Here is an 11,741-nt window from a genome sequence, read left to right as displayed (position 1 = left end):
GAGAATCAAATCTATGCTCAATTTCCCGCTTAACGTCCGCCGATCATCGGCGCGATCAACGTGGAAAACAGATCAGGCTGCTTGCGTTTGCGGCTGTCCTGTGTGACGACCGCGACGAGTTCATCCTCCGGCACGACGTACAAGAATTGGCCGCCGAAACCTCGTGCGTAGTAGAAGGCGGCCTTCGTACGCTCGCCGTCCGACGCGCCGACAATTTCGCTCTGCCGAGGCGAATAAGTGCCGCACCACCAATGCCATCCGTATTCGCCCTCATAAGGCGGGCTCGCCCTGACGACGGGACGAACTGACCTGTCGGCCAATTCGGACGGGAACAGACAATTGCCGCCCCAGCTTCCTCGCCTCAGCATCATTTCACCCAGCTTAAGCAGATCGGCGGGGAGCAGACGCAGTCCGAAGCCGCCCGTATGAATGCCCTGCGGATCGGTCTCCCATTCGTATCGGCGGATGCCGAGTGTGCCGAATAGCGTCTCTTCGGCGAAACGGGCGACGCTCATGCCGGCGGCCTGCGACAGGATCGCCGACAGCAGCTGGGAGACGCCCGAGTTATAAGTCATACGCACGCCCGGCTGCTCCGATAGCGGCTGCCCCATCACATAAGCGATCCAATCCGTCGTACGTGTCATCCGGGGAAAGGAGTTCAATCCGCCGAATTCGTCCCATCGATAACCGGCTGTCATCGTCAGCAGATGCTGCAGCGTCATATCCCGCTTGCGAATGTCGGGGTCGGCCAACAGCTGCGGAAAAAACGTCGATACCGGCGTATTCGCGGGATCGGGAAGGAGTCCGCGGCCGATGGCGATGCAGATCAAAGCGGACAGTACGCTTTTTGTGCAGGAGTTGATGACGGCAGGCTCATCCGCAAGGGAGGTCTCCCTATAATGTTCGAATAGAAGGCGGCCTTGCCCGCTGATCAGACAACTACGAGGGTTAATCGACGCGATTGCCGCAGGCAGATGGCTCATGTCTCGATTCAAGCCGAGAGCGCCTCTGTCGAGGCTGCGTTCGAATCGTCCGGCTTGCGGTAGCGGGCGTTGCCGACCGTCAGCGCGATGAGCGCGCCTGCGATCATGACGCACAAAGCCAGGACGAAGCCGTGCGAGATGGCGCTGCCGATCTCCCCGCGCATGAAGGCCAGCAGATCGGCGGGCATGCCGGCCGCGCCTTTGACGACCGTCTCGGGATTGGCCAGTTTGCCGACTTGATCCGCGGGAATGCTGAACCTCGAGATGGCCTCGCGAGAGCTATCCTTTAGACTCGCATTGACGAGTACCGCCATGACGGAGGCGCCGATCACGCCGCCGATATTGCGCCAGAAGCCGACGACCGAGGAAGAGATGCCGATATACCGCGGATTAACGGACATCGCGACCGCGGTCTGGCCGAGGCTCATGAGCGGGCCGATGACGCAGAGTCCGAGCAGGATCATGATGGCGATGACTTGCCAGTAAGGCATATCCGGCGACAGGTTCATCAGCAGGACGGCGGCGAGGATGCCGAACGCCATGTTGGCGAACAGAATCGTGCGGAATCGAAAGCGGGCGACAAAAAAACCAGAGATGATCGCGCCGCCGATCAAGGAAGCCATCATAGGCGTCAACACGCCGTTTGCATTCGTTTTGCCAAGAACGGCCGTCGCGTACAAGGGGAGGTAGGCGATCGCGGAAAACATGATGACACCTTGGCAGAAGCAGAGCAGGCTAATGCCGAGGACGAGGCGGTTTTTGAAAATAGTCAGCGGGAGCATCGGTTCTTCGGCTTTGCGCTCGACGCCGATAAAAAAGGCGGCTGCCACCGCGCCGAGAGCAAACAATCCGATGATCTGCCAGGACGCCCATGCATAGTCTTTGCCGCCCAGCTCCAGCGCCATCAGCACGGAAACCGTACCTGCGACGAGCAGGATCGCGCCCCAATAGTCGATCCGCGGCTTTTTTTCCGCCTTCGATTCACGCAGGGAGAAAACGAGCACGAGCATGGAAGCGATGCCGATCGGCACATTGACGTAAAAACACCAACGCCAGCTCATCTGCTCGGAGATCAGCGTGCCGAGCTGGGGGCCGGCCACGGAGGACAGGCCGAACACGGCGCCCATGACGCCGGACAGCTTCGCCGCTTGCTTCGGATCGGCGAATAGCGTGAAGATAATGGAAAACGAAATCGGGAACACGGAGCCGGAGCCGATGCCCTGAACAACGCGAAACCAGATCAGTTGATCGATCGTCTGCGCCGTTCCGCACAGCGCCGAGCCGAGCAGGAACAGACTAATGCCGATCAGATAAAACCGTTTGCGGCCGAACATATCAGACAGCTTGCCGAAGATCAGCATCGTGCTCGTCGACGCGAGCATATAGGCTGTAAACACCCACGATACTTTCTCGAACCCGCCGATATTTTCGATCACTTTGTTCATGCTTGCAGACACAATTGTGTTGTCCAGCGAAGCCATCAGCAGACCGAGTGCCATGGACAAGACGATAAGTCCTGTTTTTTTGGACGTAGTAGACATTTCTTCATGATCCCCTTCCATTGTTCATTGTCCCCGCGTGGATGCCGCAGCAGCAGGCTCCGGCGTTACATATCTGCCGATCCCGTCAGCCGCTTTAGCGCCTCGCGCAGCGTCTTGGCCTTAGACTCGTTCAGCTCGATGCCGATGTCCAGACAGAGCGTTTTCGATGCCGGCATGTCCTTGGCCCACTCGCTTTTCATCCGGTCGAGCTGCGTTGTGGCCGCTTCCGCTTTGCGGACCTCGTCACGAATCCAGTCGGCGAGCGTATCTTCATCCGAATACTCTCCAAAGAACATCCGCACGAGAAAATCGGAGCGATAGCTGTCCTTCTCAACCGGCGATTGCAAGTATCGCTCGAATTGTGCCCTGCCCTCGGCGGTCAACGAATACATGTTTTTATTCGGGCGTCCTTCCTGCATGACGCTTTCCCTCACGATATAGCCTAGGGCCTCCATCTTCGATAGCGTAGGGTAGATCGTTCCGAAGCTTGCATCGAAAAAAAAGGACAGTGGCATCTCCAGCTTTTGCTTAATCTCATAACCTGAGAGGGACTCGCGATGGAGCAAGCCTAAAATGACATCCTGACTGTTCATCGGCAAAAAACCTCCAACCTGAATAACTTCGATTTATTCAATTCAATGTCCATTGATCAATGTCATTATATCGACTTGATATATATCAAGTCAATATATGATTCTGTATGCTTTTGTTGAACCGATATGGATAGCTATTCCCGGAATGGGTAGTGTCAAAGTAATTAGTTAAGTAAAATTTACAAAAAAATTTGTATACGATATGATGGGTGTAGTAAACCTATGCTGGAGAGGGCGAGCATCGATGATCGGCTTAAAGGAGATTGCGCAGATCGCGGACGTATCCATATCGACCGTGTCCAACGTGCTGAACGGACGCAAAAACGTCGGACAAAAGACGAGGGAACGGATTTTAAAGATATGCGAGGAGCATGGTTATGAGATAAACGGCGCGGGTAAAAAATCAAGAGCCGATCATAATCGTACAATTCTGTTTATTTTTAGCGATTTCGATCGCGATTTTTATTTGAAAATTATTCAAGGCATCAGCGACTGCCTGACGGAAAACGGGTTTAATCTCGTCGTCTGCACGAACAAATCGAGCGCCGAATTTATGCAGGGCAGCTTTGCAAGAGGCGCCATTTGCCTCGACGGCAGCATGTCCGACGAATTTCTGGCGAACGTGGCAGCCAGCGAGATGCCGCTCGTGCTGATGGACCGAGTAATGGAAGGCGTTCAGGGAAATGCTAAAAGCGTGATCGTCGACAATTATCCGGTCATGTGCGAGCTTGTACAAGCATTGATCGACCGCGGCATGAAGCGCTTCGGCTATATCGGCGGACTCGGTTATACGCTGGATAACAAGGAGCGGTTCGCAGGCTTCGCCGATACGCTGTCGCGCAATCACCTTCCTTTTGACCAGAAATATTACTATCACGGCAACTACAGGGAAAACAGCGGCTATCAAGCGGCCAAGCTCATGCTGCTGAGCAACGATCTCCCGGAGGTAATCGTCTGCGCGAACGACAATATGGCGTTGGGCGCGATCAAGGCGTTCGAGGAACATCGGATTCGGGTGCCGGAGGACATCTCCGTGACCGGCTTCGACGATTCGGCCATCGCAGCGATGGCGGGGCTGACGACGGTCGCGATACCGCGGTACGAGAGCGGGTACCTGGCAGCCAAAAAAATGCTGGAGCTGATCGGCGGCGAATCCCGCGGTCAAGAGCCGTTCAAACTTGGGGCGACAGTCAAGTGGAGAAGCACCGTCAAATAAAGCAAATACTTATTTTACTTGATTTTACTAAATAAATTGCGATTTTTATTTGATTTTCGCATATAATAAGGTTGACAGCGGTTTCAATAGTTTATATATTGGGTATATGAACAATAAGTTTTATTGAATTTACTAAATAACATGATTTGAGGGGGCGTTTTATTTGAAGTTAGTAAAAAATGTTTCTGTTTTACTGGCGGCTACGGCTGTTGTAGGTATGCTGGCGGCTTGCGGCAACGACAATGACAACAAAGGTGCAAGCGGCTCGTCCGGCGCCGAGAAGCTGAAAAAAATCTCCCTGTTCCAATCCAAGGTCGAGATTGCAGAACCGCTGGAGGCGCTGGCAGAAACCTATAAGAAGGAAACCGGCAACGAAGTCGAGGTATGGGGCTCGGCGGGCGACGCCTACATGACGCAGCTCCAGGCCAAGCTCGCTGCGGGCGAAGGACCTACGATTTTCAGCGTAGGGACGGGGGCCGAGGCCGAGAAATTCAAGTCGTATTATGCGGACCTCTCGAACGAAGCGTTCGCCAAAAACATCGCGCCCGATATGGCGCTGAAGGACGGAGACAAGGTCGTAGGCGTACCGTACGGCGTCGAAGGCTTCGGTCTCGTCTACAACAAGAACATGGTCGACCCGAAGGACGTCACCGACCTCGCTTCGTTCACGAAGACGCTTGAGAAGTTCAAGGCCGAAGGCAAAAACGGACTCAGCCTTTCGCAGGAAGCCTACTTCCTGATCGGACATATCATCAATACGCCGTTCGCGCTGCAGTCCGATCCGCAGGGCTTCATCGACAAGCTGAACAAAGGCGAAGTCAAGATGGCCGACACCAAGGAGTTCCAGGAATTCGCCAAGTTCATGGAAGCGATCAAGGCCAACACGGTTAACCCGATGGAAGTAAAGTACGACTCGCAAATGGGCGACTTCGCGACCGGCAAGACGGCGATGGTTCACCAGGGCAACTGGAGCTACGGCATGCTGAAGGATTACGGTGATCTCGGCTTCGACGTCGGCATGATGGCGTTGCCGCTGTCCGGCAACGACAAGATCGCGGTAGGCGTGGCGAGCAACTGGGTCGTCAACAACAAGGCGGACGCCGACCAGATCAAGGCCGCTTCGGCGTTCCTCAACTGGATGTTCACGAGCGATGCCGGCAAAAAGGCGATCGTTGACGAGTTCAAGTTCATTCCGGCGATGACCAACATTGAAGCTGCGAACCTCGATCCGCTGTCCCAGGTCGTGTTCGAGGCGACGAAGGCCGGCAAGACGATTCCTTGGGCGAACAGCTACTTCCCGCAGGGCATCATCGTCAACGACCTGGCGCCGGCGACGCAGGACTTCTTCCTCTCCAAAGACATGACGGGCGAGCAGTTCCTTCAAAAATTGGATGCCGCTTGGGCGAAAGGCGCGAAGTAAACCGCGCGCGCCTGACATTTCCTCAAGCAACAGCCGAAAGCCTAACCCTGAAATTGGCGTTAGGCTTTCGCTTTTCAAACAAGGCGATCAATTAGCCGCCTACTTCATTGAACCGAGGTGATTCCATTGACCAAGAGCAACAAGGCCTGGTTTGCCTTATTTACCGTCCCGCTGCTGCTCGTCTTCACGACGGTGGTCATCATCCCGTTTATTATCGGGATCGGATATTCCTTCGTTACATGGGACGGCATTCCGGCCAATCCGAAGGTATTTGTGGGCTGGGACAACTATGTGACGCTGTTTCATGACGACCGCTTCCTGAACTCCGCGTGGCATACGATCGAGTTTACCGTGCTGGCGCTTATACTGGTCAACGTGCTGGGGCTTGCCTTCTCGCTGCTCGTCACGATGAAGCTGCGCGTGAGCAACGCGGCCCGCACGATGTTTTTCATGCCGAACCTGATCGGCGGCCTTATTCTGGGCTACATCTGGCAGTTCATCTTTACCGACGTATTCAAGTATCTCGGGAACAAGACGGGCTTCGATGCGTTGTTCTTCAACTGGCTTATTCATCCGCAGTCCGCTTTGTATGCGATGGTCATCGTCTTTGCCTGGCAGATGGCCGGCTACACGATGATCATTTATATCGCCGGCATTCAGGGCATTCCGGACGAGCTGAGCGAGGCGGCCAAGGTGGACGGCGCCAACCTGTGGCAGCGGCTGACGCGGATCGTTTTCCCGCTGCTGATGCCGGCCTTCACGATTTGCCTGTTTCTTACGCTGTCGGGCGCGTTCAAGATTTTCGACGTCAACCTGTCGCTCACCAAGGGCGGACCGAACAACACGACCGAGCTGTTCGCCATGAATATTTTCAATGAAATATTCGGCTACGGTCATTACGGCCTCGGTCAGGCCAAAGCGATCGTATTCTTCGTGCTTGTGGCTGCCGTCACGCTGACGCAGGTCATCATCACGAAGAAAAAGGAGGTCCAGTACTGATGAACAGAGCGACCCGCTCCTCCGTCAATGCTTTGCTCGTCGTGCTGGCGCTGGCATTTCTGTCCCCGATTTACCTGATGCTCGTCAACTCCTTCAAGGACCGGGCGGAGCTGTACCGCAATGCGCTGGCGCTGCCCTCGTCTTTCAGCTTCCAGTATTACAGCAAAGCGGCGGACAAGATGAACTTCATGACCGCCTTCGGCAACTCGCTGTTCATCACCATCGTATCCGTCATCTTCGTCGTCGTCCTCGCTTCCATGACGGCGTGGATGCTCGTGCGGACGGACAACCGGCTTAGCCGGATTATATTTATGGTGTTCGTCTCGACGATGCTGATCCCGTTCCAGACGCTGATGATGCCGCTCATGCAGGTGATGGACTGGATTCGCAGCACGCTGCATATTCCGATGCTTAATACGCGCGGCGGCTTGATCTACATGAATATCGGCTTCCACGCGAGCATGGCCGTATTTTTGTTCCACGGCTTCATCAAGTCCGTGCCGATCGCGCTCGAAGAAGCGGCCACGCTCGACGGCTGCACCAAGTTCGGTGTATTCTGGAGAATCGTATTTCCGATGCTCAAGACGATTACGATTACAGTTGCCATCCTCGATGTCATCGCGATGTGGAACGACTACCTGCTGCCTTCACTGACGCTCTCGGACAAGGGGCTGCGAACGATTCCGCTTTCGACCTTTTACTTTTTCGGCGAATTCACGATTCAATGGAACCTGGCGATGGCCGGTCTCACACTGACGATCATTCCGGTCGTAATCTTCTACATGTTCGCGCAGAAGTACATTATCAAGGGCATTGCCGCCGGAGCGGTCAAGTAAACGCGGAAGCGGCCGCCGCTGCCGCTGCACAATACAACAAGACGCACGCATGGAGGTAGTCATGACCGCAATCAATCGCGTATGGTGGAAAAAAGCCGTCGTCTATCAGGTTTACTGGAGAAGCTTCTACGATACGGACGGCGACGGGGTCGGCGATCTGGAGGGCGTACTGGCGAAGCTCGACTACATTCAGACGCTCGGCGTCGATATCATCTGGCTCAATCCGGTCTATGCGTCGCCCGATCTGGACAACGGCTACGATATCTCGGATTACGAGGCGGTTATGCCGAAGGCGGGGACGCTTGAGACGCTGGACCGGCTGATCGCCGAGGTGCACCGTCGGGGCATGAAGCTGATCATGGATCTCGTCGTCAACCACACCTCGCATCTGCACCCATGGTTCGTGGAATCGCGGTCGTCCCGGGACAACCCGAAGCGCGACTGGTATATATGGCAGGACGCGAAGGCAGGCGGGCCGCCGAACAACTGGCGCTCCTACTTCGCGCCTTCGGTCTGGGAATGGGACCCGGCGACGGAGCAGTATTATTTTCATTCCTTCGCCGTGGAGCAGCCCGACCTCAACTGGCGCAATCCGGAGCTGCGCGAAGCGATCTACGGCATGATGCGTCGCTGGCTCGACCGGGGCATTGACGGCTTCCGGCTGGACGCGATCGCGCTGCTCGCCAAGCCCGACGGCTTCCCGGACGCGGAGCGACCCGAGGATATCCGTTATCTGACCAATAACCCTGGCTTGCATGACTATTTGCGGGAAATGAACGAGCGGACGTTCGCGGGCTACGAGATCGTCACGGTGGGCGAGGCGGCATTCGTATCTCCGGAGGAAGGCTTGAAGTTCGTCGGCGAAGATCGCGGCGAGCTGGACATGCTGTTCCACTTCGAAGTATGCGACGAGATGCCGGCATGGGATATGCTCCGCTTCAAGCAAATTCAGCGCCGCTGGTATGAAGGGCTGTGGGGCAAAGGCTCGAACTCCCAATTTCTCAACAACCACGATCATACGCGGCAGGTGACGCGGTTCGGCAACGATGGCGCGTACCGGGTGCAGTCGGCCAAGCTGCTCGCAACGATGCTGCATACGCTGCCCGGCATTCCGTACATTTATCAGGGCGAAGAGATCGGCATGACCGGCGTACGATTCGCTTCGATCGACGACTACGACGACATCGCCATGCGGAATCGCTATGCGGAGGAGATCGGCAAAGGACGCGATCCGGCCGAGACGCTCGCCGCCCTGCAGCCCCTGAGCCGAGACAACTCGCGGACGCCTATGCAGTGGGACGACTCCGCATACGCAGGGTTCACGACAGGCACGCCGTGGATCAAGGTCAATCCGAACTACCGGGAGCTGAACGTCGCACGGGATCTGGCTGACCCAGACTCGATCTATGCGTATTACCGGCAACTGATCGCACTTCGCAAGGAACATGATGTCATGGCCTACGGGGACTTCGCGGAATGGCCGGAGTGGATGGACGATTCGCATCTATACGTCTATGAGCGCCGGTTGGGTGACGTACGCTGGCTTGTCGTCCTGAACCATGGGGACGAATCGGCCGAGCTCGCATGGCCGGCGCATGTGCGCGGACGGACGCTGCGGCTGCTGCTCGGGAATTATCCGGGAGCGGATGGCGGGGTGCCGGAGGAAGGCATGGCGCGATTGCGCCCGCATGAGGCGCGTATCTATATAATAGAATAAAGACAGGGACAAGGCGGCTGTGGTGGCGTGCCTTGTCCCTTGTTTTTTGTACCGGGGTGGGCTTATCCCGTTTGCTCATTATTGAGCGAAGGGGATGAGCCCACCCCGGTTGCTGTGAGGAGATATACCGGTCCCGTGCGCTGAGCGAAGGGGATGAGCCCACCCCGGTTGCTGTGAGGAGATATACCGGTCCCGTGCGCTGAGCGAAGGGGATGAGCCCACCCCGGTTGCCGTGAGGAGATATACCGGTCCTGCGCGTTGAGCGAAGGGGATGAGCCCACCCCGGTTGCTGTGAGGAGATATACCGGTCCCGCGCGTTGAGTGAAGGGGATGAGCCCACCCCGGTTGCTGTGAGGAGATATACCGGTCCCGCGCGCTGAGTGAAGGGGATGAGCCCACCCCGGTTAGCCTTAGGAGCGTGAACGGATTTCTTGCCGCATAAAGGTGACATAAGCGGCCGCGAACGACACCGTGGTCTCCGCCACGATCGCCACGACCTGCGGCCACACGAGCAGCAGACTCTGTCCGAACGAGAGCGGTGCATTAATGGCCAAGTATGCTTGATCCTGCGTAATGAACGGATTAAGCGTGCGCGTGTCCGGCAGCATCAGCGTCGATGCGGCTTCCTGGAACAGGTAAGCCGGGGACAGCCGTGACAGCAGCATCATCCAGTCCTGATGGCGGATGACCTCACTCGCTGCCGCCGTATCCGCGGGCGCGGTCGCATTGCCGACGAGGCTCACGATCATGCCGTAGAATACGAGGAAAAAGATCCACAGCGCGATGCCGCCGAGCGCCGAAGTCGCCGCCTGTCGGAAGCGAACCGAGAACAACAAGGATAGATTCAGCCATAGACCGACGTAGACGACAGTGATCGCAAGCATGACGACGACGCGCCAGAACTCCTCCGGCGTCGGCGGATAGCCGATCGTGAACAGTCCGGTACCCATAACCAGGAAGCCGAGCGAGAACACGACAACCGCGATCAACAGCAGACCGGAGACGAACTTCGCATTCAGGAAGTCGTCGCGGTACAGCGGCTGCGACAGCAGGCGGCTTAGCGTTCCTTTGTTGCGTTCCGTGTTGACGGAGTCAAAGCCGAGCGCGATGCCGATGAGCGGCGCGAGAAACGACAGGAAAGTCAAAAAGCCCGGCAGCGAGCCGTCCGACTCCGTAAACATGCGCAGAAACAGGAAGACGGAGCCGCCTTCGCCCGCCGCTGCGCTGGCTGCCTGGCCGTCCTTCAGTGCGGATATCGAGGAGTAGAGCGATCCCGCGCAAGCGAGCACAACGATGGCGAGCAGGATGACGAACCGCCAACTGCGGATGTGATCGCCGAATTCCTTGCGCACCATGACCCAGAACGGGGAGGGGGCCCGCACGGCACGGGCAGCTCCGGCTCGCTCGCGCATTCCGGCGCCGGCCGGAAGAAGTCTCTTAATGAAGTTCGCCAATCGGATCGCCTCCCTCGAAGTACCGGTGGTAAATCTCGTCAAGTCCATACCGCAGCGGCCTCAGGCCGAGCAAGGAGGCGCCGCTGCCGACGACTGACGCAGCCAATTCGGCGGCGATATCGTCCGAACCGTTAATGCGCACAGTGACGATGCCCTCCGCCCGATGTGCCGCATCGAGCGCGTCCGGCTCCTGCAGCGAGACGGCCGTGACGCGCTCCAGCCCACGTATGTCTTCTGCCAGCCGATCGCTCCAGCCGGCGACGTCCAGCTCGACGGCATAGGCGGACTGACCGTCCAGCAGCTGCGACAGGGCGGCCAGATCGCCCGATGCGATCAGCTTGCCGCCGACGAACAGACCGACGCGATCGCAGATCTGCTGAACCTGGTGAAGGTGGTGGGAGGAGAGGAGTACGGTCAGTCCTTCGTCCCGGCTCAGCTCACGGATGAGCGCGAGCAGCTCGCGTACGCCTTCGGGATCAATGCCGAGCGTCGGCTCGTCGAGAATGACGATTTCCGGCTGCTTGATGAGCACATCCGCGAGCCCTAGGCGCTGCCGCATGCCTCGCGAATATGCGCCTGTTTTTTTATCGGCAGCCGCACCGAGCCCTACACGATCCAGCAGCTCGAGCGCCCTCCGTCTCGCTTCCGCCTCGGATATCCGATTCAGCATCGCCGTGTACATCAGATTATCGAGTCCGGTCCGGTCCTCGTAGAAGCCGATATCGTCGGGCATGTAACCGACGCGGCGCTTCACCTCGATCGGATTGCGCGTAGCGTCGATGCCGCAGACGGTCGCCCGGCCGCCCGAAGGCTCGGCGAGTCCGAGCATCATCAGGATGGTCGTCGTCTTGCCCGCCCCGTTCGGCCCGAGCAGGCCGAAGATCTCGCCGCGACGTATGGACAGATCCAGCTCCGATACGGCAGTGAATTCGCCGTATCGCTTGGTCAGTCCGCTCAGCTCGATTACCTTATCATCCATCGT

General features: G+C 57.3%; 10 protein-coding genes. 5 read left to right on the top strand and 5 right to left on the bottom strand.

What is annotated here, in order from left to right:
- Nucleotides 1–29 precede the first annotated feature (29 nt).
- The 3 genes from VQ071_RS10245 to VQ071_RS10235 all read right to left on the bottom strand — a co-directional run bounded on the left by VQ071_RS10245 (nt 30) and on the right by VQ071_RS10235 (nt 3,117).
- Nucleotides 30–995 (bottom strand): serine hydrolase domain-containing protein, encoded by a 966-nt coding sequence (locus tag VQ071_RS10245; protein ID WP_340513889.1) that lies wholly within the window; start codon nt 993–995, stop codon nt 30–32.
- Complete coding sequence (locus VQ071_RS10240) at nt 992–2,524, bottom strand: DHA2 family efflux MFS transporter permease subunit (RefSeq protein WP_340513888.1); 1,533 nt, start codon at nt 2,522–2,524, stop codon at nt 992–994. The genes VQ071_RS10245 and VQ071_RS10240 overlap by 4 nt, the downstream gene beginning before the upstream one ends.
- A gap of 65 nt (nt 2,525–2,589) precedes the next feature.
- The gene (locus VQ071_RS10235) at nt 2,590–3,117 is read right to left on the bottom strand and encodes a PadR family transcriptional regulator (RefSeq protein ID WP_340513887.1); all 528 of its coding nucleotides are present in this window, start codon (nt 3,115–3,117) and stop codon (nt 2,590–2,592) included.
- Nucleotides 3,118–3,361: 244 nt separating this feature from the next.
- On the opposite strand from VQ071_RS10235, the gene VQ071_RS10230 reads away from it, so the two are divergent.
- The 5 genes from VQ071_RS10230 (at nt 3,362) to VQ071_RS10210 (ending at nt 9,305) form a co-directional block, all read left to right on the top strand.
- A complete protein-coding gene (locus VQ071_RS10230; protein ID WP_340513886.1) occupies nt 3,362–4,333 on the top strand; it encodes a LacI family DNA-binding transcriptional regulator in 972 nt (323 codons plus the stop codon).
- Between the two features lie 163 nt (nt 4,334–4,496).
- A complete protein-coding gene (locus VQ071_RS10225) occupies nt 4,497–5,753 on the top strand; it encodes a sugar ABC transporter substrate-binding protein (protein WP_340513885.1) in 1,257 nt (418 codons plus the stop codon).
- Nucleotides 5,754–5,879: 126 nt separating this feature from the next.
- Nucleotides 5,880–6,752 carry a carbohydrate ABC transporter permease gene (locus tag VQ071_RS10220; RefSeq protein WP_340513884.1) on the top strand — a complete coding sequence of 291 codons (873 nt, stop codon included), beginning with the start codon at nt 5,880–5,882 and terminating at the stop codon, nt 6,750–6,752.
- The gene (locus VQ071_RS10215; RefSeq protein WP_340513883.1) at nt 6,752–7,588 is read left to right on the top strand and encodes a carbohydrate ABC transporter permease; all 837 of its coding nucleotides are present in this window, start codon (nt 6,752–6,754) and stop codon (nt 7,586–7,588) included. The genes VQ071_RS10220 and VQ071_RS10215 overlap by 1 nt, the downstream gene beginning before the upstream one ends.
- Nucleotides 7,589–7,658: 70 nt before the next feature.
- A complete protein-coding gene (locus tag VQ071_RS10210; protein WP_340513979.1) occupies nt 7,659–9,305 on the top strand; it encodes a glycoside hydrolase family 13 protein in 1,647 nt (548 codons plus the stop codon).
- Nucleotides 9,306–9,715: 410 nt separating this feature from the next.
- On the opposite strand, the gene VQ071_RS10205 is transcribed toward VQ071_RS10210, so the two are convergent.
- Together VQ071_RS10205 and VQ071_RS10200 are read right to left on the bottom strand one after the other, a co-directional pair.
- Complete coding sequence (locus tag VQ071_RS10205; RefSeq protein ID WP_340513882.1) at nt 9,716–10,759, bottom strand: ABC transporter permease; 1,044 nt, start codon at nt 10,757–10,759, stop codon at nt 9,716–9,718.
- Nucleotides 10,743–11,738, bottom strand: a complete 996-nt coding sequence (locus VQ071_RS10200; protein WP_340513881.1) for an ABC transporter ATP-binding protein — start codon at nt 11,736–11,738, stop codon at nt 10,743–10,745. The genes VQ071_RS10205 and VQ071_RS10200 overlap by 17 nt, the downstream gene beginning before the upstream one ends.
- Nucleotides 11,739–11,741: the final 3 nt, after the last annotated feature.

It is taken from the genome of Cohnella sp. 56 (assembly GCF_037963805.1).
GTDB lineage: Bacteria > Bacillota > Bacilli > Paenibacillales > Paenibacillaceae > Cohnella.
This window is presented reverse-complemented; position numbering and strand designations above follow the sequence as displayed.

Bases quoted from the DNA above. Each gene is read 5' to 3' on its own strand.
- VQ071_RS10240 (WP_340513888.1), bottom strand. From the start codon at position 2,524: ATGTCTACTACGTCCAAAAAAACAGGACTTATCGTCTTGTCCATGGCA.
- VQ071_RS10235 (WP_340513887.1), bottom strand. From the start codon at position 3,117: ATGAACAGTCAGGATGTCATTTTAGGCTTGCTCCATCGCGAGTCCCTC.
- VQ071_RS10230 (WP_340513886.1), top strand. From the start codon at position 3,362: ATGATCGGCTTAAAGGAGATTGCGCAGATCGCGGACGTATCCATATCG.
- VQ071_RS10215 (WP_340513883.1), top strand. From the start codon at position 6,752: ATGAACAGAGCGACCCGCTCCTCCGTCAATGCTTTGCTCGTCGTGCTG.
- VQ071_RS10200 (WP_340513881.1), bottom strand. From the start codon at position 11,738: ATGGATGATAAGGTAATCGAGCTGAGCGGACTGACCAAGCGATACGGC.